We start from the raw sequence: 25,222 nt of genomic DNA on the forward strand, positions 1-25,222 counted from the left end.
CGAATGATAATCATGAACAGTTCTTATGCAGTTGAGGTACGGCCACACGTGTCCATTCCGATGAGCGACGGCAAGTCTCTGTCGGCCAAAATCTGGATGCCGCAAGGAGCGGAACGGTTCCCAGTCGTGTTGGAAGCAATTCCCTATCGCAAGGATGACGTGTGCCTTATCGATGACGAAGTGCGGTTCGCTTATGTGGCGAAGCACGGCTATGCCTGCGTCCGACTTGATCTGCGCGGATCAGGCGACTCCGAGGGAGTGCTGGACGATGAATACTCTCCTCGAGAGCAATTGGATATCTGCGAGGCAATCGAATGGCTGGCGTCGCAGGAATGGTGTACCGGCAATGTCGGCATGACCGGCATTTCCTGGAGCGGTTTTAACAGTCTGCAGGTTGCATCGCATACTCCGGAACATCTCAAAGCCATCATCACCACCTGCTCCACCGATGACCGATACGACAACGACGTGCATTACATGGGAGGATCCCTGCTGGGGTTCTACATGAACTGGTGGGGTGCAATCATGCACGAGTTCAACGTTCGACCGCCGGATCCTGCGGTTGTCGGCGATGATTGGCGATCCCGGTTCATGGAACGGCTTAGCGAGAACACCAATCTCAGTGAGTTGTGGTTGTCGCATCAGCGTCGAGACGCATACTGGAAGCAGGGCTCGGTGATAGAGGACTACGCTTCGATCCACTGTGCCGTCATGGCCGTGGGCGGCTGGGCCGACTCGTACACGGACGCTATTTTCCGACTGATGAAAGGTCTTACCCAGTCCCCTTGCACGCAAGCCATTATCGGACCATGGGGCCATACCTGGCCCGAACGCGGCATCCCCGGTCCGTCCATCGGCTATCTGCAGGCATGCGTGCGTTGGTGGGACAAATGGCTGAAGGACCAGCCCAACGGGGCCGAGTTCGATCCCAAGATCCGTTTCTTCACCCAAGAGGAATGCCATTCATATCCTGCGATGACCGAACGCACCGGCGTCTGGTATCAGGCAGACGGCTTCCATGCCGGCGATGAATCGAATGCACCGTCGTTTCGGCTGTCTATCGACGCCAAGTCGGACCATTCATTGGCGTGCGAACCTTCATCGGATCCGGAAAGCTATACGCGCATCCATGACGGGAAGGTCACCCATCGCAGCGCGCTGGTTACGGGAACTCAGGTCGATACATGGCTACCCATGGGCTCTCCCATCGACTTGCCGCAAGAGCAAACTCCTGACGATCTCAGAAGTGTATGCTTCACCAGTCAGCCACTGGCAGAAGATCTCGTGATTTCCGGTCAGCCGGTGGTTCGACTGAAAGTATCCGCCGCTGGACGGCAAGCGTTCGTGTTCGCTCGACTGTGCGACGTATGGCCTTCCGGAGAATCGGAACTCATTACACGAGGCAACCTGAACCTATGCCATCGTCGATCCCATGAGTTCCCCGAAGACTGCATTCCCAACGAAGAATACGATGTAACCATTCGTCTGAAGAACGTGTCCCAGAGAATCCCGGCCGGTCATCGACTGAGGCTTTCGCTGTCCACCAGCTATTGGACGTGGATCTGGCCATCTCCGGTTATGACGCCCATCACCATCGACCCGGCCGAAAGTTCTCTGCGCCTCCCGCAGCCTCCCGACAATCTCGCGCCGCTTGCGGTCCCGTTCGAGCCGTCGGTCAACGCGCCCGCGCCGGATGTAACGCAACTACGAGCCATGCACCCGTATTGTCGTCGCTTCGTGGACGAGGAAACCGGAGACGTGGTATATCGTCGTTCCACCGACGGTCGTGGTGACCAGCTGACACCGAGCGGAATGAGATTCTGGGGTAACGAGCATACGGATTATCTCATCAACCCCGATGATCCGTTATCGGCGTCTATGCGCACCACTCGTCATTCCGGCTTCGAACGTCCGGGATGGAAGGTCACTACGCAGTTGGAATCCTCCATGACTTGTGATGCAACCGACTTCTTTGTCAACACACATATGACGGTTACATACAACGGGAAAACCATTCACGAGGAATCATCCACGGTAACCGTGCCACGAGATTTCAACTGACACAGACACGTCTGATGAGCTAGACGGTCGGAATGACAATAAGCGTTTGAGTATCGTGACAAACGGAGAGGGAACATGACACAACGCCAACGGAAGGACCGGCATAACGGAACAGGATATTCGGAACTGTTCGCCACCGCGCATATTCCGTTTCTCGTTGTGTCCTCCGTGCTCGCACGCATGCCTCTGGGATCGTCAGTCATGCTCGTGGTGCTACTGGTGAGCTCTCACTATGATGCCGCTGCAGCGGGTAGCGCCACGGCACTGATGACTGGAGTCATGGCGGTATGCGCTCCGCTGTTCGGCAAGCTCATTGATCTGGGCAAGGCTCCAGTCAGTCTCATCGCGCTAGGCGTCTTGCAGTTCGCTGGCATCATCGGTCTGGTCATATCCGCTATGGCTAATTTTCCAGTCATAGCGGTGTATTTCTGCTCTCTTCTCACAGGAATAACCACTCCGCCCGTAGCTGGGACTACGCGTTCTCTATGGTCGTCAACGGTATCCTCCCAGCTGGTTCCCGTCGCATATGATCTGGAAGTGCTCATCGTGGATGTCTTGTACGTAGCAGGACCATTGATGGCAAGCATGATGATGGTCATATTCGACCCGGGCATGGCCTTGGGACTGGTGTACGGTCTCATGGCCTGTGGATGCATACTTCTAGCCATGAGCCGGCCCGTTCGTAATTACGCCGCCACAGTTACTGCATTGTCCAGTGAAACGGAATCCCACCGACCATTGTTGGGCGATGCGAATGTGGTGTGCTTATTACTAGTTTGCCTGTTTACGGGAGCGTTCAGCGGATGGGTGGAAACCGCGGTTCCACTGTTCTACTCGCAATTGCAGCAGACCGCGTTGAGCGGCATGGCCATTTCGATATGGTCCATCGGATCCATCGTAGGCATTCTGTTATTCACCCGGTTCCATCCCAAACATGCGACGACCACCGTCCAACTGACGTTGTTTACCGGATTGTACTGTCTGGCCTGCGCGCTGCTGATACTACCGCATAACGCATATTCGTTGATCGCCATATTGTTTCTCGTGGGCGTTGCGGTGTCTCCGGGCACGAGTTTGCAGTATCAACTTGCTGGACAGTTGACGCCGCAAAATCGTCAAGGAGAAATGTTTTCCTGGGTTAATACGGCAATGGGCGTCGGCTTGGCAATCGGCTCATTCGGAGCAGGGCAGGTCGCAGACGGCTTAAACGTACACCTACTGTTCCTGCTGCCGGTTGGTTTTGTTATGCTGGCAACGGGGGCCGCTGGTGCGTTGCTCGCGCACAGCGGGGTGGCCGTTCCAGAGGAAAGGTAAACATGGCAGGAGTCAGGCGAATCTCACTCGTGGATCAGCTGGTTGCAACCATCCAACAGGAATTGATTACCGGTCAATATGCCGCAGGAACACCGTTCATCGAGGAAGAGGTCAAGAAGCGGTACGAGGTTTCGCGCAGCACCACTCGAGAAGCTCTCGCTCGTTTGGAGGAAGACGGATATCTGACGAGGGATCCAGCAACGCGCACGCTACGTTTTCGCACACCCGCCGCAGATGAGATCGAGCAAGTGTATTTCGCCCGTCGTTTTTATGAAGGCGCCGGCATCAACAACGCGAAACATGCGTCGCCGCAACAGCTTGAGGCAATACGGGAATCATCGCAGCAATTGGTTGCCGTGTTGGAAGACGGTAAACCTCTGGAGGTTGTTGAGGCTGAGTGGCGTTGTCACACGGCTATCGTCGAATGCATCGGCTCACCGTTGATCACAGCCCAGTACCGTCAACTGCTGCGCAGGCTCAGCTTGGCATTAGCGCAAATAGAATCTCCGCAAGAAGATGCCGCTGCAGGTCAGGATCACATGAGCATTGCCAAACTCATCCTAGCCAAACAGTATCGCGACGCTAAAAAACTGCTGTTCGACCACTTAGCCTCCGGCGAAAAGGAGCTGCTCGCACAGGCGTCATAATCGCGCAGTCGATTCACGCTCGATGATACGGAACGGCGCTGTCATGGTACGGAACGAAGACGCTGCAGCGGGTTTTCGATGCAATCAATGAGGATGGACACTCATGTCCGAACTTCCGACAGATCACGCACATCTGATGAGCCGCCATTATCAAATCACGTTTGTCAAATCATAATTTGACAAAACGTGATTTGATATACAAGATGTAATCATGGTATTCATCGGTCGCACCAAGGAGCTGCAGTTCCTCGAAACCTGCTACTCGGACAACAAGGCCCAACTGGTCTTCCTGTACGGAAGACGACGGGTCGGGAAAACCGAGACACTGTCCAAGTTCGCCGAAGGCAAGCCATGCGTGTTCTTCGCCGCGCAACTATCCACCAAAGAAGCACAGCTGGCGTCCTTCTCCCGACAAATGTTCGAGGCTGGCGCCCCAGCCGGACGATACGTATCTCAATATGAAGACTGGCAGAGCGCCCTGCGCGACATCAGTTCGTTGCCAACTGACGGCAAACGTAAGCTGCTCATCTTCGACGAGTTTCCATATCTGGTCAAATCGGACCCATCGCTGCCGTCCGTACTGCAGAATCTATGGGATCACGAGCTGCGCCATGAAAATGTTATGATTGTGATCTGCGGCAGCGCAATGAGCTTTATCGAGAAGGAACTGCTTTCCGAAAAGGCGCCGCTGTACGGACGAGCTACCGGCATTCTCAAACTGCAGCCCATGTCATACCGCGAAGCAGCTGAATTCCTGCCCGGATACGATGCAGAGGATCGAATCCTTGCGTACGCGATATTGGGCGGAATCCCTCACTATCTTACGCAGTTCGATCCAGATAAGAGCCTGGAGGAAAACGTCAAACAACGAATTCTCACCAAAGGGTCAGTACTGTACAGCGAAACGGAATTTCTCATGCGACAGGAATTCCGTGAAACCAGCATATACAACACGATCATCCAAGCAGTTGCCCTCGGCGCGACGCAATTAAGCGACATCGCCAATCGAACCATGCTCACCCCCCAAAAGACCAGCGTGTACATCGCCAATCTGATTGAAGTAGGCATTCTGGAACGTGAGTTCCCAGTCGGTTCGAAAATCGTCGAACGGTCCAAAGGAATGCGGGGACTCTATCAGGTGAGCGACAATTTCTTCCGGTTCTGGTATGCGTTCGTTTTCCCCAGTATCTCCGATCTCGAGATCGGCGATACTGACGGCGTCTGGGAACACGACATCGAACCCTTACTCCACGATTTCGCAGCCACCCCGTTCGAACGCATATGCACGGCATGGCTACGACAGGAAAGCATCACCGGCCAGCTTCCATTCCGCGCCGGCGATATCGGACGCTGGTGGGATAACCGTGACGAGATCGACGTGATCGCCACAAGTCGAACAAGTAAACAGATGATTCTCGGCGAATGCAAGTTCCGCAGCAAACAGGTTGACAACACCGTACTACGGTCTTTGCAGGTCAAAGGAGCGAAATTCGGAACGATGCAGACCTACTATTACTTGTTTGCCCTAGCCGGATTCACTGATGCATTGAAACGAACAGCAAAGACGGAAGACGACGTGAGACTGATATCAGCTACACAACTCTTTGAATAAAGATGAGACACAAATCAAATCCGACTCATGCAGACCAGAGTTTGGGGCCGACATTACGACCCCAATCTCATATACACCATGCCCCGTCACCGCACGCCCAGCATCGGGCACTGGGCGTCGTTCCACGGACACACTCTGCGGTAGGACAGCCGCCTATAGTCATCGGAGACGCTCCGTCCGACCAGACCATGCGCGAGCAGTAGTCCAGATCGATGATTCTCGCCAGACAGGAGACGGTCACCCGTTTCACGCCATGCTGCTTGAACATGACGAAAGCCAACTCGACGATGCCACCCGACGTCCACATATCGTCGATGAGCAGAATATGTCGGCTCTCTCATCCTCAGCATAGAGCACGGCCAACTCACCACAAAACAATTTGGGGACAGACCGTCATATCCGGTCTGTCCCCAAATTCGGTCACTGCGCGCTACGAACCTACGAGCAGCACACGTTCACGACTCGGCTGTCTCACGCCTTGGCGACGCTCACGCCCAGCTCCTTGGCGTCCGCGTCAGCCACGATCTCGACGCCGGCTTCGGCGAGGGTTTCGCGGGCGATGAGGTCGCGGAACTGTTCGGCCTTCGGCGCGTCGACTGCCGGCACGGTCAGCTTGAGGCTGATGCGGTCGGCGATGTCGAGGCCGGCGTCCTTGCGGGCGTCCTGCACGGCGCGGATCGCGTCGCGCGCGTAGCCTTCGGCGATCAGATCGTCGTCGAGCGCGGTGTCGAGGATCACGAAGCCGCCGGTCGGCAGCGCCGCGGAGACGGACGACGCGGCTTCGGCGGCGTTCTCCTCCTCCACGCGGTTGATCAGCTCGTACTCGCCGGCTTCCAGCGCGACTTCGCCGTTGGGCGTCTCGACCACCGGAGCGCCGGTGGCAGCGTCGACGTGCCAGGCACCAGTCTTGGACGCCTTGATCGCGAACTGGACCTGCTTGCCGAGACGCGGACCGGCCGCACGGGCGTTCACCTTGAGCTGGTGGACGATCCTGAGGCCCTTGGAGCCGGCGTCCTCCATCGTGCAGAACTCGATGTCCTTCACGTTCAGCTCGGACTTGAGGATCTCGGTGTACGCCTCGACATCGGCCACGTCCTCAACCACGACGGTGAGCTTGGCGAGCGGCTGGCGCACGCGGATCTGCTCCGCCTTGCGCAGCGAGAGCGTGCCGGAGACGACCTCACGCACCTTCTCCATCGCGTTGACAAGCTTCGGATCGTCGGCCAGCACGCGGCCGAGTTCGGTCGCCTCGCCGGTCTTCTCGTCCGCAAGGAACGGCCAGTCGGCCAGATGCACCGACTCGCCGCCGGTCAGGCCGCGCCACACGGATTCGGCTTCCATCGGGGCGAGCGGGGCGAGCACGCGCATGAACACCTCGAGCACGGTGTACAGCGTGTTGAACGCGTTCGCGTCCTCGTTCCAGAAGCGGTCGCGGGTGTTGCGGATGTACCAGTTGGTGAGCACGTCGATGAAGTCGGCGGCCGCGTCGCAGGCGTCGGAGATCGCGAACTCGTCGAGCGACTTCTGGACCTTCTCGACCAGTCGGCGGGTGCGGGCCAGCAGGTAGCGGTCCATCTCCGGCAGGCCGGCCACCTCATCGGCACGCAGCGCGCGGGCGTCGAAGCCGGCGCCCTTGTTGGCCGCGTTGGCGTACAGCGTGAAGAAGTAGTAGGAGCTCCACACCGGCAGCATGACCTGGCGGACCGTGTCGCGGATGCCTTCGGCGGTGACGATGAGGTTGCCGCCGCGCAGGATCGGCGAGCTCATGAGGAACCAGCGCATCGCGTCGGAACCGTACTTGTCGAACACGCCGTTGACGTCCGGGTAGTTACGCAGGTGCTTGGACATCTTCTGGCCGTCGGAGCCGAGCACGATGCCGTGGCAGATCACGTTCTTGAACGCCGGACGGTCGAACAGGGCGGTCGCCATGACGTGCAGCAGGTAGAACCAGCCGCGGGTCTGGCCGATGTATTCGACGATGTAGTCAGCCGGGAAGTGCTGTTCGAACTTCTCCTTGTTCTCGAACGGGTAGTGGAACTGCGCGAACGACATCGAACCGGACTCGAACCAGCAGTCGAGCACGTCGGTGATGCGGTGCATGTGGCTCTTGCCGGTCGGGTCGTCCGGGTTCGGGCGGGTCAGGTTGTCGATCCACGGACGGTGCATGTTGATGTTGCCGTCCTTGTCGCGCGGATAGTCGCCGAAGTCGTTCTTCAGCTCTTCGAGCGAGCCGTACACGTCCACACGCGGGTACTTCGGGTCGTCGCTCACCCACACCGGGATCGGGGAACCCCAGAATCGGTTACGGGAGATCGACCAGTCGCGCGCGTTGGCGAGCCACTTGCCGAACTGGCCATCCTTGACGTTCTCCGGGATCCAGTTGATCTGCTGGTTGAGCTCGAGCAGACGCGGCTTGATCTTGGTGACGGAGACGAACCAGGAGCTGACCGGCTTGTAGATCAGCGGCGTGGCGCAGCGCCAGCAGTGCGGATAGGAGTGCACGTAGCTCTTCTCCTGGAAGAGGATCGCGCGCTTGTCCTCGTCGATCTGGGCGAGCGGGCCGTCGCCGGCGCGCAGGTTACGCAGGATCGGCAGGTTGGCGTCGAACACGAACAGGCCCTCGTAGTCCGGGCACTGCGACGTGAAGTTGCAGCCGTTGTCGAGCACGTCGGTGCTTTTGATGCCCTTGGCGTTGAGCGTGTTCATATCGTCTTCGCCGTAAGGGGCCTGGTGCACGAGGCCGGTGCCCTCGACGGTGTCGACGTAGTCAGCGGTGAAGATCGTGTAGCCGTTCGGGCCGGGCACGTTGCCTTCGGTCTCGGCCTTTTCGCCCGCGAAGTACGGGAAGACGGGCCAGTAGCGGCGGCCGGCCAGCTCGGAGCCCTTGAGCTCACGCACGACCGTGTAGTTCTCGCCGAGTTCCTTGGTGTAGTGCGGCAGCAGGTCCTTGCCGAGGTAGAACTTCTTGCCGGCGAACTTGCCTTCGGTCGGCTCGACCTCGACGTAGTCGATGTCCGCACCGACGACGATCGCGAAGTTGGTCGGGACGGTCCACGGCGTGGTGGTCCAGAACACGGCATAGGCGTCCTCATCGCGCATCTTGACGGCGACGGAGACGGTGGTGTCCTGACGGTCCTGGTACACGTCGGCGTCCATGCGCAGCTCGTGCGCGGACAGCGGCGTCTGGTCCTTCGGGCAGTACGGCAGCACGCGGTAGCCCTGATAAGCGAGGCCCTTCTCGTACAGCTGCTTGAACGCCCACATCACGGACTCCATGTACGGGATGTTGAGCGTCTTGTAGCCGTGCTCGAAGTCGACCCAGCGGGCCTGACGGTGCACGTAGTCCTGCCATTCGCGCGTGTACTTAAGCACGGAAGCGCGGCAGGCGTCGTTGAACTTGTCGATGCCCATTTCTTCGATCTGGGCGACCGAGTCGATGCCGAGCTCCTTCTGCGCCTCGAGCTCGGCGGGCAGGCCGTGCGTGTCCCAGCCGAACACGCGGTTGACCTTGTGGCCCTTCATGGTCTGGTAGCGCGGGATCACGTCCTTCGCGTAGCCGGTCAGCAGGTGGCCGTAGTGCGGCAGGCCGTTCGCGAACGGCGGGCCGTCGAAGAACACGAACTCGTTCTGGCTGTGATCACCGGAGGGGCGGCGCTCGACCGACTTCTGGAACGTGTCGTCCTTGTCCCAGTAGTCGAGGACGGTCTCCTCCATGTGCGGGAAGCTCGGGTTCGGCGCAACGGATGCGGTTTCGCCGCCTTCGTTCGCCTTGGGATACACATGATTGGTGGTTTCGCTCACCATGGTTCTCCTCGTCAATGTGTTGCTCTGTCCTACAGGACTGACATGTGACGTGCCATGCGCGAGCCTCGCGGCCGGGCATGACGGTCAGTGTCATTCCTGCCTACGAGGACGATGACCGGTCGGCTCGGCCCTGTGGCCGTCCGCCCGTCACCGCGGTACCACCTCGCTTGTCATCGCTCGCCCGGACAGACCCGCGCAAACGCGACCGCTTGAGTTTCGGCTGTGTCGGGCCGATCCCGTCGGTTCTACTGAGCGCGCGCCATGCCGGCCCGCGCCGTTCTTCCGAAGACTCCCCGCTGATAACGGATCATTGCCTTACAACGCGGCTCATCGTAGCACGTCGTGAGGTCAACGCGCGGGGTACGGCAGCAACGCGCCGTCGGCGGACTCCATGCCGCAATCGATGCACATTCGGCATACCATGAATCATACGTATCGGAGGAAGGAGCGGTCATGAGCAGCGCAACGCAAGCCGTCCCACGATCCATCATGCCGAACCGCAGTCGGGGCAATGCGGACATACTGCGCGACGGCAAGATGACCGGGACTTGGGATCTGCAACGAATCCTTCTCCGTGGAACAGCATCGGCATCTCATGCAGCTTGGAGGACAGCATCATGACCGAATCCTTATTACAGTCATTGCGCGAGTACCATGACTATCTGGAAAACGGCAAGGACATCAAAAAGACACCGTCAAAGGGCGATCCCGACTACAACGTGCTGATCGCGCCGATGGTGCCCCTCCAAGTGAACATCAGTCAGGCCGTGCTGCGGATTCTGGACGAACGTCATATCGATCGCAACGCGTACGGCATCGTTTCCGCACCGAAACAATCCGGCCCCAGCAAGGGACGGGAATCGTTCTCCTGCAACAGTTCGGCCAATCTGCCCGACTGCTCCTGGATCTCCTTCAACGGGCGAATGTCGAAATGCGACATCTGCGTGGTGTACCTGTTCCCCCGCTGGGAAGACAAGGACTCCCGCACAATAGCCCGCCGCTTCTGCCTGACGCTCAACATGTCCAACCGATCCTACGGACAGGACATCTCCGACGACATTCTTGAACAACGTTCACTATTCATCGCCAAGCAGTGCAGGCAGCTTCTGCACGACGATATGACGGGACACGATATCCCGCCAGTGCACTCGTTCATCTCCGGAGATTCGTTCGCCGGCGACTACGGTCCCTACACCGCGTCTAACATCCTTGCCAAGGAGTACGAGTGGAACAACATGCCGACCGACGAACAGCTATCCGCTGACGTCATCAGCCTGATCACCTACTACCATCAACTGCAGGATTATCTGGGCGACGACGGATTCGGCAAGCTCGCAGAGGAGAGCCGGCTGCGCTATCCCGGATCCGGCGAGCACTCAACCACGCCGGACGCCCTGAATGACGCTGGTATGGAAGAGGAGGATCCCGAAGACGGTGAAATCCTGCCCCCGGACTCGTCCGATCCGTACCTTCGAGCATGGAACCTGTGCTGCTTCGGCGCTCCGGGAACCGGCAAGAGTTATCGGATCAAAACCCTATTCGATCCGAGCCGGCATGCGCCGAACACCGTCAACCCGTTTTCCGCCGACCGATTGGAACGCGTAACCTTCTATGCGGACTACATGCACGCGCAGTTCGTCGGATCATACAAACCGCATATGGTCAACGGCGACATCGCGTACGCGTTCCGACCGGGCCCCTTCACCCGCATGCTCGTCAACGCGCTCAATCATCCGAACCAGCGTTACGTGCTGGTCATCGAGGAGCTGAACCGTGCGGATGCGGCCTCCGTATTCGGCGACCTGTTCCAACTGCTGGATCGTGGCAAGGAAGGTGTCAGCGAATATCCCATTGCCGTCAGCGAGGATCTCAAGGACTATCTGGAGAATCAGCTGACAGAGGATGGCAAGACGCAGCTGAGCAGGCTCATCGCCGCCGTGAACCAGACGACGCCCGCTTCGGATCACGTGTGCGATCGCATCGTCATTCCCTCCAACATGTACATTTGGGCGACCATGAATTCAGCAGACCAAGGCGTCTTTCCACTGGACACGGCGTTCAAGCGGCGCTGGGACTTCGAATACGTCGGCATCGACGACGGACAGCAGCGATTGGCCGATCAGGAATGGAACAGGCAACGCAGGCACATCAACAAGCTGCTGCTCAAATCCGGAGTGAACGAGGACAAGCAGCTCGGCCCATTCTTCCTCGGCGATCCAGATCTCGTCCGCAGTGACGGAAACCAACGGGACCGCTTCGACAAGGCCATGATGAACAAGGTCATCATGTACCTGTTCGAAGACGCCGCACGATATCGTCGCGACAGCGTGTTCGATCTCACCCGGATCGCGCAGGCGAACGGAATCCGCTACACCCTCACCGGCCAGACCGTCTCGCTGCACATGCTGTTCAAGGGCTGGGAGCGTCTCGGCTACGCCCTGTTCAAGATGGACGACGAACCTGCCGACGATGGATCCGAGTTCAATGCCGAACCGCTCGCGGCCGATGCCGACGGCGCCGACACTCCATCCGACATGCCGGCGCCGGCCGAATACGATGCCGACTTCCCGATTCGGACCGACGACCATGTCGAAGACGATGTTCTGTAGAATTCTCATCGAAAACGTCGTCTATACGTTCGACCAACTGTGGGGATCACCATCGCAGGTCGCTGGCAACGACGTCCCCATGGACGACAGGAGGCGAATCGTTCGCCTGCTGCGCAACATGAGCGTCGGACGCAGGAACATGCTGGCAAAACTGGACGGCAACCGATACCAGTTCCGTTATGTCGGCGTCGTCGCCGTGCATGAGTGCGTGTTCGCCATCCTGCCAAAGTACTACGCGCCGCAATCGGCAAGTGCGCACGATATCACCATGCAGGAGGCGATTCCCCCGCTGGTCGACGTCCTAGAAGCGATCGAACGGTATGCCAAGGACAACCAGCAGGACAAGATACTGTTCAATCCGGTGATGGAGAACGTCGAAGTCGAGCAGAATACGATGGGCCTGTATCGTTCGCTGCTTGAGGACTACGCCGAATACGGCGCCTATACGAACACCCGGCAGCTGCACGAGTACAACGGCGACGGCGAAATCGACTGGACGCGCACCATCGCGCGCGTCGCTCCCGTTATGCAGCGTCATCGCCCGGCGTACATGGAGATGATCACGTCACGGCGCACGCACGAGCAATCCAACGTCATCGCCCGCATCCAACAGGCTATGGTTACGGAAATCAGCAATATCGTCGCAACCACCGGCATGAACGCCATCTTCCGTCTGCCGCTCATGAGGCCGTCGACGGAGTCCCTCGCCGATCTGGGTGGCGTCTCCTATCTGATCTCCGTAATCGAAAAGGAACGATCCGTGCAGTTTGAGACTAGGAAAAAGATGCTTCTGCACAACATGCTGCTCTATCTGAGCAGCAGGAGCCCGGCCGAATGCACCAAGGTGTTCGCGGAAGGCACCGGATCGTTCAACCTGGTGTGGGAAGGCATCTGCAAGTCGGTGTTCGCCGACGACGGCGCGGACATGCCGCATCCGAGATGGACATATCGCACCAGCAGGCGACTGCTTTGGCCGTCCGGCAACTCGGTGCACGACACCGTCAACGGATCGCAGGACGAAAAAGATGCAGGAGACGAATCCGATGCGCAAGGCACTCGTCTCGATGCGAATGTGCACACACTGATCCCGGACGTCGTGACCAACGTCAACGATACGGAATGCTATATTTTAGACGCGAAATACTATGTTCCACGGTATCGAGACGCCGACGGCAACGGCAAAGGCGGCATTGCGGGCGCGCCGGGCATCTCCGACATCATCAAGCAGTACTTTTACATGATGGCCCTGCAAAACCGGAACGACCATCCCCGAAAGGTACTTGGCAATGCGTTTATCATTCCCGGACGCATCAGTCCCGGGGAACGCGACACCCCCTTCTTCCTGGCGCAGCGCGGCCATGTGTCGCTCGATTTCATGAAAGACGTTCAGGGAAACCTGCACAGGATTCCGATGTTCGAAATGAATCCCGAGCAGGCGATCCGGCTGTATATCAGCGGTAATGGCTCCAAACGAAATGCGCTGCACTATCTTCGGCTCATGTTCCCGGAGCCCCGGCACGCAACAGATCCCGCACACACCCTGCGATGGAGCGGCATTCCACTCACCGGGACACCCACCGTGGGACTGCCCCTGCACACCCGTCAATGATGTTCCCGGGATCAGCCAGTTGCATCCCGGGAACCGGAAACCGCACATTATCAAACAAGCCCGGCATCGCGTTTCGCATAATGCCAGGCTTGTGCATGTTCATATGAACATGGGATAGTTCCCGGGATTTTCGGCGCGAAATCCCGGGAACCGGAAACCGCTACTTGAGGTCGTCCCAGCAGCCGGTCGCCTCGAGCGCGGCCACGGTGGCGGCCGTGTCGTCGGTGAGCACGGTGATGTGGCCCATCTTGCGGTTGTGGCGCAGCTGCGCCTTGCCGTAGTCGTGCACGTTCCACTCGGGGTGCGAGGCGATCTGTGCGCGGGTCGGCAACACGTGCTGGCCGAGCACGTTGACCATGACGGCCGGGCTGAGCAGCTTCGGCTGGATGAGCGGCCAGCCGGCGATGCCGCGGATGTGCGCGTCGAACTGGTCGATCGAGCACGCCTCGATCGTGTAGTGGCCGGAGTTGTGCGGACGCGGCGCGAGCTCGTTGACGATGACGCGGTTGTCCTTGGTGACGAACAGCTCGATGGCGAGCGTGCCGGCCAGTTCGAAGCCCTTGGCCAGTCGCAGCGCGAGCTCGTGTGCGGCCTTAGCGATTTCGGGGCTGACTTCGGCCGGAGCGATCGTCATGTGCAGGATGTTGTTGCGATGATCGTTGCGCACGATCGGGAACGTGACGTACTGCTCGCCGTTGCCGGACACGAGGATCGACGCCTCGAACGCGAAGTCAACAAAGCCTTCGAGGATCGACGGCGGGAAGCCGCCACCGCGGTCGCCGCGCGCACGGATCTTTTCAAGATCGGCGTCATTCTTCAGCACATGCTGACCGTGGCCGTCATAGCCGCCGGAACGGGTCTTGAGCACGCACGGATAGTGCAGTTCGTCGATCGCAGCCTCGAGCTCGTCGAAGTCGTTGACCTCGCGCCACGGCGCGGTTTCAGTGCCGTGCTCGTTGATGAACGTCTTCTCGTGCACGCGGTCCTGCGTCACACGCAACAGATCGGTGCCCTGCGGCGCGGCGACGAGATGACGCACCTCGTCGATCGCCTCGGCGTCCACGTTCTCGAATTCGTAGGTGAGCACGTCGGACTTTTCGGCCAGATCATGGATGGCGGTCTTGTCATCGTATTCACCGACGATCTGGAAGTCAGCCACCTGCGCGGTCGGGCAGTCCGGAGTCGGGTCGAGCACACCGATGCGGAAGCCCATGTATTTGGCGGAAAGCGCCATCATGCGGCCGAGCTGGCCGCCGCCGATGATGCCGATCGTGGCTCCCGGCTGCAGCATCTTAACCGCGCCGTGGGTTTCCTCAGACAAGCTGGGCATTGGATTCAGCCACCTTTTCCTTCAGAGAGTCACGGTATTCCTGCAGCGCGTTCGCGAGCCGCTCGTCGTTGGTGGAGAGGATCTGCACCGCGAGCAGGCCGGCGTTGGTCGCACCCGAGTTGCCGACCGCCGTGGTGGCGACCGGGATGCCACCGGGCATCTGCACGATGGACAGCAGCGAGTCCCAGCCGGAAAGCGCGTGGGAGCGCACCGGCACACCGATGACCGGCAGCGTGGTCTGCGCCGCGACCATGCCGGGCAGGTGGGCCGCACCGCCGGCTCCGGCGATGATGACCTTGAAGCCGTTGCCGCGCGCGTTGTGCGCGAATTCGCCCATGAGTTCGGGCGTGCGGTGGGCGGAGATGACCTGCTTGTGATAGGGCACACCGAACTGGTCGAGGATGTCGCACGCGTGCTTCATCGTCTCCCAGTCGCTGGCCGATCCCATGATGACTGCCACTTCGGGCTTGCCGTCTGCCATAAGAACCTCCGAAAGCGGAAACAAATAAGTACGCTCCAACTGTACGCAAGGCGGGCTACAGACGGCCATTCCCGACGGCTCATACGAATGTCGGGAGCGGGCCGGACGTGCGCCGATCGTCGTCGTCGGCCGATCGGCGCGTCAGTCGTCGATGCCGAGCTGTCCGCGTAGCCAGTCGAGTTCGGCCGCGAGCTCGGCGTCGTGCACGGCGATGATGCCGCGACGGTACGGATCCTTGATTTGCTCGGCGGAGAGCGGGTTACCGGCGTCGCAGTAGAAGTAGTGCACGTCGCCGCGCGACAGATAGTCGTACCGGCGTCGCAGCACCGCATTGCGGTCGGCTTGATCCGGCACAACGGACAGGAATGTGAGGATGACGGTCCAGCGCGTGAAGTCCGTGATGTTGAATCCGTTGGCGTTTTTCAGTTCGTCGACGAGACGATCGAAACCGTCGTCAAGCAGCGTGAATAATCGGCGCTGCCGCCCGTCGCGGATTTCTGATTCTTCGTCGATCAGTCCGGCCGCGACGAGACGACCGGTAGCCGGGTAGATCGCGCCGTCGCTGAACTTGCGCGCGTATCCCTGCAGCTGCTCCATTTTCTTGCGCAGTTCGTAACCGCACATGGAACGTTCCGACAGGAATCCCAGAATCATCATCTCGATCAGGCTCATACGCTTCAGTATATCTCGTTTCGACATATCAGATTGGGGCATTCGCCCATGGCTTCACCGGCACCGCCGCACGGCAACGGTACGGGCATACGCGCGGGCTCAAACGGCGGAGGCCCCGTCGAATCCGCGAACGCGAATCCAACGGGGCCTCCGCATCGTCGGTCAGTCAATAGACGGCCGGACGCAAATCGGCGCAGGAACTCAGTCCTCGTCCTCCGGGTCGTAGTCGACGCCGGTCTCGGCGCGCTGCTCGTCCGTGATCGGAGCCGGGGCACCAGTCAGCGGGTCGCGGCCGCCGCCAGCCTTCGGGAAGGCGATGACGTCGCGGATCGTGTCCGCGCCGGCCAGAATCGACACGGTGCGGTCCCAGCCGAGCGCGATGCCCGCGTGCGGCGGGGCGCCGAACTTGAACGCGTCGAGCAGGAAGCCGAACTTCTCCTTGGCTTCGTCCGGGCCGATGCCGAGGACGTTGAGGACGCGGTCCTGGATGTCGTCGCGGTGGATACGCACCGAGCCGCCGCCCATCTCCTCGCCGTTGCAGACGATGTCGTAGGAGTCCGACATGGCGTGTTCCGGATCCTGGTCGAACTTGTCGATCCAATCCTTGCTCGGCATGGTGAACGGGTGGTGCATGGAAGTCCACTTGGAGTGGCCGACCGCCACGTCGTCGTCGTCCGGATCGTCGGTCGGCTTGAACAGCGGGAAGTCGACGACCCACGTGAACGCGAACTTCTTCGGGTCGAGCAGGCCTTCGCGGCGGGCCAGCTCCACGCGCACGGCGCCCAGCAGCAGCTGGGAGGACTCGCGCGCACCGGCGGCGAAGAACACCGCGTCGCCCGGCTCGGCGCCGACGGCCTCGCGCAGGCCGTTGCGTTCCTCTTCGGACAGGTTCTTGGCGACGGGGCCCTTGAGCTCCCCGTCCTCAGCGAAGACCACGTACGCGAGGCCCTTGGCTCCGCGCTGCTTGGCCCACTCCTGCCATGCGTCGAACTGGCGGCGCGGGGTGGCGGCGCCGCCCTTGAACACGACGGCGCCCACGTACGGGGCCTGGAACACGCGGAACGGCGTGTTCTTGAAGTAGTCGGTCAGTTCGACGAGCGGGTTGCCGAAGCGCAGGTCGGGCTTGTCGGAACCGTACTTGTCCATGGCCTCCTGCCAGGAGATGCGCGGCAGCGGCAGCTGGACGTCGTAGCCGGCGACCTTCCAGATGGCGGCGATGACCTTTTCGGCCATGGCCATCACGTCCTCCTGGTCCACGAAGCTCATCTCCATGTCGAGCTGGGTGAACTCGGGCTGGCGGTCGGCGCGGAAGTCCTCGTCGCGGTAGCAGCGGGCGAGCTGGTAGTAGCGCTCGACGCCGGAGACCATGAGCAGCTGCTTGAGCAGCTGCGGGGACTGCGGCAGCGCATACCACGAGCCCGGCACCAGACGGGCCGGCACGAGGAAGTCGCGGGCGCCTTCCGGCGTGGACTTGATGAACGTCGGGGTCTCGACCTCGGTGAAGTCCATCTCCTCGAGCGCGTGGCGGGCGGCCTTGGCCATGTCGGAGCGCAGCTTGAGGTTGTGCTGCATGGACGGGCGGCGCAGGTCGAGGTAGCGGTACTTCAAGCGCACGTCCTCGCCCGGCAGCTTGTTCTCGGACTCGTTCTCGAGCGCGGTGGACACCTGGAACGGCAAGGCGTCGGACTTGGCGAGGATCTCGATGGACTCGGCCACGACCTCGATCTTGCCGGTGGCCAGATGCGTGTTCTCGTTGCCGTCCGGACGCAGGCGCACCTCGCCGGTGACCTGAATGACGAACTCGGAGCGCAGCGGGCGGGCCATCTCCTCGTCGTAGATGACGACCTGCACCAGACCGGTGTTGTCGCGCAGATCGATGAAGGCCACGCCGCCGTGGTCGCGGCGACGGTCGACCCAACCGGCGAGGGTCACCTTCTGGCCGACGAGCGCCTCGGTGACGTCGGTTGCATGATGTGTTCTGTAAGCCGTCTGGCTCATGCTTCCTCTACTCCTTTGATTTCCACGGTTTGCCGGGCCACCAGCGTATCCGGCTCCCAAGACTGCGCATCGGCTTGCGTCTGCTCGCCGGTGACGATGTTCTTGACTTCGTCGTGAGCGTTCTCATCGGCCTTGTCCGCCGGGAACCACACGTACGGGATGCCGAGCTTGTCGGCGTACTTGATCTGCTTGCCGAGCTTGGCCGCGGTGGGGGCTACGTCGGCGGCGATGCCGCGCTCGCGCAGCGCGTTCGCGATCAGGTTCGACGCGGGACGGTCCTCCTCGTTCCAGACGGCCACGAGCACGGCCGCCGGCGAGACGCGGCTGGCGTGCGCGCCGGCCGTGTGCAGCATGTACGACACGAGGCGGGACAGGCCGATCGACAGGCCGACGCCCGGATACTTGCGGTTGCCCTGCGAGGCGAGGTTGTCGTAGCGGCCGCCCGAGCAGATCGAGCCGAGCGCCGACGCGCCGTCGAGGAACGTCTCGTAGACGGAACCGGTGTAGTAGTCGAGACCGCGGGCGATCTTGAGGTCGGCGATCACCGAACCGGGGCGGATGCGGGCCGCCTCGTCGACGATCATCGCGAGCGTGTCCAGTCCCTGCCTCGCCAGCACGTACGCGTCGGAATCGGACGCGATGCCGTGCGCCTCGCACAGCGCGTCGAACTTGGCGGACAGCTCCGCGCCGTCGGCGGCGGTCAGGTCGGCCAGCTCGAGGCAGGCGCGCGCCTGCGCCTCGCTCGCGCCGCAGCCTTCGACCAGCAGCTTGGCGACTTCGTCCGCGCCGATCTTGTCGAGCTTGTCGATCTCGCGCAGCACGCCCTCGATGTCGGTCAGGCCGAGACCGCGGTAGAAGCCCTCGGACAGCTTGCGGTTGTTCGCGTGCACGGTCGCCTTCGGCAGGCCGAACTCGCGCAGGCACTCCAGCGCGGAGACCATCACCAGCGGCAGCTCGACCTCGTAGTGGTCGGGCAGGTCGCCCTGGCCGATCACGTCGATGTCGGCCTGCACGAACTCGCGGAAACGGCCCTCCTGCGGACGCTCGCCGCGCCAGACCTTCTGGATCTGCCAACGCTTGAACGGGAAGGCGAGATCGCCGGAATGCTCGACCACGTACCGGCTCAGCGGCACGGTGAGGTCGAAGTGCAGGCCGAGACGGTCCTCGACCGGGGTGTCGTTCTCCTGACCGACCTCCTGCAGGCGGCTCAGCAGGTAAATCTCCTTGCTGGTCTCGCCTTTCTTGAGCAGGCTGGAACCCTGCTCCACCGCGCGGGTCTCGATGCCGATGAACCCGTTGAGCTCGAATACCCTACGTAGCGTGTCGATGACACGCTGCTCCACGACACGTTCAGAGGGGAGCCACTCTGGAAATCCTGAAATAGATGCGCCTTTAGCCACGGTTCCCTATAATAAGGGAGGTTGCGGAAAACGCGGAGCCGGCTTTCGGCCGGGAACGCACGTTTTGCAACCCCTCTACCACCTTGTAGCTTAAGGAGCTGGCCATGGCCGACGAGAACGTCACCGAAGAGAAGAACACCGAAACCACCGGACAGGCGAGCACGCCCGCCCCTGAGTCACAGGCCAGCGCCAAGCCCGCACAGCCGACACCCGCAAGCATGCCGAAGCCGCACGCGCCGTCCCCGGCCGCGTTCGCCAAGAAGGCCGCGCACCCGCACGCCTCCGCCCCGGCCCCGGCCAACGACGCCTACACCGAGGCCGACGTCAAGGCCGCCGAGGCGTTCGGCCGCGTCGACGACAACGGCACCGTCTTCGTCAAGGACCGCGAGGGCGAGCGCGAGGTCGGCCAGTTCCCGGACGTGTCCAAGGAGGAGGCGCTGGCGCTGTACGCCCGCCGCTTCCTGGACCTCAAGGCGAAGCTGAACCTGCTGGCGAACCGTCTGAAGGCGTCCAACGTCAAGCCGCGCGAGATCGACGAGTCGCTCAAGTCGCTCGCCGAGGAGACCGCCGAACCGGCCGTGGTCGGCGACATCGCCGCCCTCAAGGCGCAGTTCGAGTCGCTCAAGGCCGAAGGCGCCGCCAAGAAGGCCCAGCTGGCCGAGGCCCGCAAGGCCGCCGTGGCCAAGGCCGTCGAGGAGCGCACCGCGATCGTCGTCAAGGCCGAGGAGCTGGCCGCCTCGCTGGGCGAGAACACGAACTGGCGTTCCACCGCCGACAAGTTCCGCGCCCTGTTCGACCAGTGGCAGGAGCATCAGCGCACGAGCGGCGTGCGCATCGACAAGACCGAGGCGGATGCACTGTGGAAGCGCTTCTCCGCGGCCCGCACCAAGTTCAACCAGGGCCGCCGCAAGTGGGCGCAGGAGCGCGACAACGAGCGCAACGCCGCCAAGGAGGCCAAGGAGGCGATCATCGCCGAGGCGAACGAGCTGAAGGATTCGACCGCCTGGGGCGAAACCTCCCGCAAGTTCAACGAGCTGATGGACCGCTGGAAGCAGGCGGGCCGCGCCGGCCGCAACGAGGACGACGCCCTGTGGGCGCAGTTCCGCGCCGCCGCAGACACCTTCTTCAACGCGCGTCAGGCCGACCGTGACCAGATCTCTTCCTCCGAGAAGGAGAACCTCGCCAAGAAGGAGGAGCTGCTCGCCAAGGCCGAGGCGCTCGTTCCGGTCGCCGACGAGGCCGCCGCGAAGAAGGCCCGTCAGGCTCTCGCCGCCATTCAGGAGGAGTGGGACCAGATCGGCTACGTGCCGCGCGACGACATGCGCCGCATCGAGGGCCGTCTCGACGCGGTCGACAAGCAGATCAAGGCCGTCGAGGACGCCGCCTGGAAGAAGACCGACCCGGAGGCCGACGCCCGCAAGTCCAGCTTCGAGGAGCAGCTCAACGCGCAGCTCGCCGAACTGAACGAGAAGATCGCCGCCGAGTCCGACCCGAAGAAGAAGGCCAAGCTCGAGGCCGAAAAGGCCACCAAGGAGCAGTGGCTGAACGCCATCAAGTAAACGATCGGATTCACCGGTTCTGACAGGGGAAGGCCCCTCCGTCCCGTGCATCATGCACATGGGATGGAGGGGCCTTCCCCATTACCGGCATGTGCCGTTATCCGGTTCTTCGTATGGCGGCGTGTAGGGGTTCGGTTTATCACGGCACCTGCGTGATATTGCCGAGAGCAGGATGGAGTTACCGGGGACAAGACCACGCAAATCAGCCTTATAGCGTGACCTTGTGGCGAGTAGGCCGACCGTACTGGGGTCTATGTCACGCTATCCGTTCAAAAAGCCTATGCGCAAGCCCCTGTGCATACCGTATGAAGCATCAGACGAACGCAAGAACGGGAGGTCTCGATTCGCATGGAATCGAGACCTCCCGTTCTTGGTTTGCTATCAGCCTAATCGAGCGGAATCACTCGGCGTCGGCGTGTGACGACGCGTCGGCTGCATCCGAACCGGATGCAGCGGCGTCGACCAGTTCGGGCTGATCGCCACCATCCGCCGGCTTGTCGCCTTCGGCGTTGGCGTCGGACTGGTCATCCGTCTTGGCCGGCTCGAAGTCCTCGCCGGTGAAGGTGAATTCCTCGTCGAGCACGTTGTCGCCCTCGGTGCCCACGGTCACCTTCTGACCGTCCTTGAGATCGCCCATGAGGATCTTCTCGGAGATCGCATCCTCGATGTCGCGCTGGATCACGCGGCGCAGCGGACGCGCGCCGAGCAGCGGGTCGAAGCCCTTCTGCGCGAGCAGGTCCTTAGCGGCGTCGGTGAGTTCGAGCGACATGTGACGGTCAAACAGGCGGTCGTTGAGCTGCTTGACGTCGAGATCGACGATCTGGCGCACCTGCGGCTCGGTGAGCTGCTTGAACACGATGATGTCGTCCAGACGGTTGAGGAACTCGGGGCGGAACTGCTGCTTGAGCTCCGTGCTCACCTGGTCCTTCATGCGCTGGTAGCTCGACTCGGTGTTCGTGCCGAGGTTGAAGCCGGTGTTCGCCATCTTCGCGATGTCGCGCGTGCCGAGGTTCGTGGTCAGGATGATGATGGTGTTCTTGAAGTCCACCTTGCGTCCCTGACCATCGGTCAGATGACCGTCGTCGAGCACCTGCAGCAGCGTGTTGAAGATGTCCGGGTGCGCCTTTTCGATCTCGTCAAACAGCACGACGGAGAACGGCTTGCGGCGCACCTTCTCGGTGAGCTCGCCACCCTCCTCGTAGCCGACGTATCCCGGAGGCGCGCCGAACAGGCGCGACGCAGCGTACTTCTCGGAGAACTCGGACATGTCGACGCGGATGAGCGCGTCCTCGTCGTCGAACAGGAACTCGGCGAGCGCCTTGGCCAGCTCGGTCTTGCCGACGCCGGTCGGGCCGGCGAAGATGAACGAGCCCGCCGGGCGCTTCGGATCCTTGAGGCCGACGCGGGCGCGGCGGATCGAGCGGGACAGGGCCGAAACGGCCTCGTCCTGGCCGATGATGCGCTTGTGCAGCTCGGCTTCCATGTTCATGAGCTTCTTGGATTCGGCCTGCGTGAGCTTGAACACCGGGATGCCCGTGGTGTTCGAGATCACTTCGGCGATCACGTCCTCGTCCACGACCATCTTGACGTCGGATTCGCCCTGCTTCCAGGCCGTCTCCTTCTCCTTGCGCTCGGCCTCCAGCTTTTCCTGGCTGTCGCGCAGCTTGGCGGCCTTCTCGAAGTCCTGGGCCTTGATGGCCTCGTCCTTGTCGGCGGCGAGCTTGGCGATACGCGTGTCGAGATCCTTGAGCTCCGGCGGCGCGGTGAGGCGCTTGATGCGCAGGCGCGCGCCGGCCTCGTCGATCAGGTCGATGGCCTTGTCCGGCAGATTGCGGTCCTGGATGTAGCGGGCCGACAGTTCGGCCGCGGACTGCAGCGCGCCGTCGGTGATGGTCACCTTGTGGTGGTTCTCGTAGCGCGAGCGCAGACCCTTGAGGATTTCGATGGTTTCCGCGATCGACGGCTCATGCACCTGGATCGGCTGGAAGCGGCGTTCGAGCGCCGCGTCCTTTTCGATGTACTTGCGGTACTCGTCGGTCGTGGTCGCACCGATGGTCTGCAGTTCGCCACGCGCGAGCATCGGCTTCAGCATGTCGGACGCGCCGAGCGCGCCGTCGGCCGAGCCTGCGCCAACGATCGTGTGGATCTCGTCGATGAACAGCACGATGTCGCCGCGCGTCTTGATCTCCTTGAGCACCTTCTTGAGGCGTTCCTCGAAGTCGCCGCGGTAACGCGAGCCGGCCACCATGGAGCCGAGGTCGAGCGAGTAGACCTGCTTGCCCTTGAGCGTCTCCGGCACGTCGCCCGCGTTGATCTTCTGCGCGAGGCCCTCGACGACGGCGGTTTTGCCGACGCCGGGCTCGCCGATCAGCACCGGGTTGTTCTTGGTGCGACGGGAGAGCACGACCATCACGCGTTCAATTTCCTTGGAACGTCCGATGACCGGGTCGAGCTTGCCTTCAGCCGCTTCGGCTGTCAGGTTGCGGCCGAACTGGTCGAGGATGGCGGAACCGGTCTGCGCGCGCTTGTCCTGCACGCCGCCGGCGTTCGCAAGGTCGCCCTTGTTCTGTCCGTCACCGGTCGCGGAGTTGCCGCGGATCATGTCGATGGTCGCGCTACGCAGCTCGCCCAGATCGACGTCCATTTTGATGAGCACCTGCGTGCCCACGCCTTCGCCTTCGCGAATCAAGCCGAGCAGGATATGCTCGGTGCCGATATAGCTGTGCCCCAGCTGCAGCGCCTCGCGCAAGCTCAGCTCCAGCACCTGCTTGGCGTGCGGCGTGAAGGGTATGTGCCCACCGGGGGCCGCGTTGCCCTTGCCGATCATCTCTTCGACCTGCTTGCGCGTATCTTCGAGGGTCACGCCCTTCGAAGCGAGCGCCTTGGCTGCGACGCCCTCGCCTTCGCGAATCAGGCCGAGCAGGAGATGCTCGGTGCCGATATAGTTGTGCTGGAGGGTACGAGCCTCTTCCTGCGCCAGTACGATGACGCGCCGGGCACGGTCGGTAAACCGTTCGAACATGCTTGTCCTTCCACTCTTGTTATTCACTGACACTCTACCGATTTGCGGTGACGTTTCTTCCCGTTGTCCCATGAATTGCGCTGAGAACGCAACGCGAGACGTTATGCTGGTTTTGTCAGGTTATGTCAAGGAGGGCATGATGACCGAGAATACGACTCTGGCCGACATCGTGGTCGGCGTGGACGGTTCGGACGAATCCTTCGCCGCGTTGCGTTGGGCGTTGCGCGAGGCGCAATTGACCGGTCAGCGCGTGAACGCCGTGTACGGTTGGACCCGCTCGTGGGACATGGGTTCGGAGCCGAACAGTGAGGAAGGCTGGGAGCAGCTGCGCGCGCAGATCACCGAACGGCTGCGTGCGTGGGTGGATGAGGCCGTTGCCGGTTTGGACGACGTGTCCGCGGACAACGTGATGCTGACGTCGGTGCATGCGTCCGGCACGTCGGCGTTGCTGCGGATCGGCAAGGACGCGCAGCAGCTGGTGGTTGGTCGCCGTTCGCTGGGACGCGTCGCGCGCTGGTTTACTGGCTCGTTTTCCGCGTCGCTTGCGGAGGAGGCGACCGTGCCGGTGACGGTGGTGCGCATCTTCACCGACGAGGACGAGACGATGCAGGATGCGATCGCGAACGCGCTGACGCCCGGCGAGACGCCGGTCGGCTATGCCCGGCCCACGGCCGACGGCGGCAGGCCCGTGGTGGTCGGCGTGGACGGCTCCGCCACGTCGCGCCGCGCGCTGGAGTTCGCCGCACATGAGGCGCACGTGCACGGTCTGCCGCTGCACGTCCTGTTCTGCTGGCAGCTCAAGGATCTGGGGATCGTGCCGGGATACGAGAACGCGGTGGCCCCGGTCGCCGAGGGGCAGCGTCGCGCGGAGCATCTGCTGGACGACATGCTGGCCGACGAATCATTCGACGAAAGCCTCGCCGTGCAGGCGCATGCGTTCCATATTTCCGCGGCAAAGGGTCTGATCGCAGCGTCCCGCTATGCCAGCCACCTGGTGGTCGGCTCGCGCGGCCTGTCCGGTCTGGACGCGCATTTCCTCGGATCGGTGTCCAAGCAGATCGTCAATCTAGCCGAATGCACGGTCACGGTCGTGCACTGACACAC

Annotated in this window: 15 protein-coding genes; 8 read left to right on the plus strand and 7 right to left on the minus strand. The window is 61.6% G+C overall.

Going from position 1 to position 25,222, the window contains the following annotated elements:
* Window positions 1-12 precede the first annotated feature (12 nt).
* The 4 genes from BBIA_RS02075 to BBIA_RS02090 all read left to right on the plus strand — a co-directional run bounded on the left by BBIA_RS02075 (window position 13) and on the right by BBIA_RS02090 (window position 5,634).
* Window positions 13-2,061 (plus strand): CocE/NonD family hydrolase, encoded by a 2,049-nt coding sequence (locus BBIA_RS02075; protein WP_160268217.1) that lies wholly within the window; start codon window positions 13-15, stop codon window positions 2,059-2,061.
* Between the two features lie 75 nt (window positions 2,062-2,136).
* Window positions 2,137-3,375, plus strand: a complete 1,239-nt coding sequence (locus BBIA_RS02080) for an MFS transporter (protein ID WP_033492943.1) — start codon at window positions 2,137-2,139, stop codon at window positions 3,373-3,375.
* A 2-nt stretch (window positions 3,376-3,377) separates the two neighbouring features.
* Entirely contained in the window at window positions 3,378-4,022 is a 645-nt protein-coding gene (locus tag BBIA_RS02085; protein WP_033492945.1) for a GntR family transcriptional regulator, read from the plus strand.
* Between the two features lie 211 nt (window positions 4,023-4,233).
* A complete protein-coding gene (locus tag BBIA_RS02090; RefSeq protein WP_033492947.1) occupies window positions 4,234-5,634 on the plus strand; it encodes an AAA family ATPase in 1,401 nt (466 codons plus the stop codon).
* Between the two features lie 471 nt (window positions 5,635-6,105).
* On the opposite strand, the gene ileS is transcribed toward BBIA_RS02090, so the two are convergent.
* A complete protein-coding gene (gene ileS, locus BBIA_RS02095) occupies window positions 6,106-9,435 on the minus strand; it encodes a mupirocin-resistant isoleucine--tRNA ligase (RefSeq protein ID WP_274518574.1) in 3,330 nt (1,109 codons plus the stop codon).
* Between the two features lie 620 nt (window positions 9,436-10,055).
* Here ileS and BBIA_RS13165 point away from each other — a divergent pair.
* Complete coding sequence (locus BBIA_RS13165; RefSeq protein WP_081891849.1) at window positions 10,056-12,047, plus strand: AAA family ATPase; 1,992 nt, start codon at window positions 10,056-10,058, stop codon at window positions 12,045-12,047.
* Window positions 12,025-13,656, plus strand: a complete 1,632-nt coding sequence (locus BBIA_RS02105; RefSeq protein WP_160268218.1) for an LlaJI family restriction endonuclease — start codon at window positions 12,025-12,027, stop codon at window positions 13,654-13,656. Before BBIA_RS13165 ends, BBIA_RS02105 begins: the two co-directional genes overlap by 23 nt.
* A gap of 160 nt (window positions 13,657-13,816) precedes the next feature.
* On the opposite strand, the gene purK is transcribed toward BBIA_RS02105, so the two are convergent.
* From purK to hisS, 5 genes are all read right to left on the minus strand, one after another.
* A complete protein-coding gene (purK, locus tag BBIA_RS02110) occupies window positions 13,817-14,986 on the minus strand; it encodes a 5-(carboxyamino)imidazole ribonucleotide synthase (RefSeq protein WP_033492952.1) in 1,170 nt (389 codons plus the stop codon).
* Window positions 14,970-15,467, minus strand: coding sequence for a 5-(carboxyamino)imidazole ribonucleotide mutase (gene purE, locus BBIA_RS02115; RefSeq protein ID WP_033492954.1), 498 nt, complete (start codon window positions 15,465-15,467; stop codon window positions 14,970-14,972). The genes purK and purE overlap by 17 nt, the downstream gene beginning before the upstream one ends.
* A gap of 141 nt (window positions 15,468-15,608) precedes the next feature.
* The gene (locus BBIA_RS02120; protein ID WP_033492956.1) at window positions 15,609-16,139 is read right to left on the minus strand and encodes a PadR family transcriptional regulator; all 531 of its coding nucleotides are present in this window, start codon (window positions 16,137-16,139) and stop codon (window positions 15,609-15,611) included.
* Between the two features lie 201 nt (window positions 16,140-16,340).
* Entirely contained in the window at window positions 16,341-18,137 is a 1,797-nt protein-coding gene (aspS, locus tag BBIA_RS02125; RefSeq protein ID WP_033492958.1) for an aspartate--tRNA ligase, read from the minus strand.
* Window positions 18,134-19,537 carry a histidine--tRNA ligase gene (hisS, locus tag BBIA_RS02130; protein ID WP_033492960.1) on the minus strand — a complete coding sequence of 468 codons (1,404 nt, stop codon included), beginning with the start codon at window positions 19,535-19,537 and terminating at the stop codon, window positions 18,134-18,136. The genes aspS and hisS overlap by 4 nt, the downstream gene beginning before the upstream one ends.
* A gap of 104 nt (window positions 19,538-19,641) precedes the next feature.
* Between hisS and BBIA_RS02135 the strand changes: the two genes are divergently transcribed.
* On the plus strand, window positions 19,642-21,096 hold the full coding sequence (locus BBIA_RS02135) for a DUF349 domain-containing protein (protein WP_033492962.1): 1,455 nt from the start codon (window positions 19,642-19,644) through the stop codon (window positions 21,094-21,096).
* Window positions 21,097-21,496: 400 nt separating this feature from the next.
* On the opposite strand, the gene BBIA_RS02140 is transcribed toward BBIA_RS02135, so the two are convergent.
* Entirely contained in the window at window positions 21,497-24,118 is a 2,622-nt protein-coding gene (locus BBIA_RS02140) for an ATP-dependent Clp protease ATP-binding subunit (RefSeq protein WP_033492964.1), read from the minus strand.
* A gap of 139 nt (window positions 24,119-24,257) precedes the next feature.
* On the opposite strand from BBIA_RS02140, the gene BBIA_RS02145 reads away from it, so the two are divergent.
* Window positions 24,258-25,217 carry a universal stress protein gene (locus BBIA_RS02145; RefSeq protein WP_033493063.1) on the plus strand — a complete coding sequence of 320 codons (960 nt, stop codon included), beginning with the start codon at window positions 24,258-24,260 and terminating at the stop codon, window positions 25,215-25,217.
* The last annotated feature ends 5 nt before the right edge of the window (window positions 25,218-25,222 follow it).

It is taken from the genome of Bifidobacterium biavatii DSM 23969, assembly GCF_000741165.1.
Classification (GTDB): Bacteria; Actinomycetota; Actinomycetes; order Actinomycetales; family Bifidobacteriaceae; genus Bifidobacterium; species Bifidobacterium biavatii.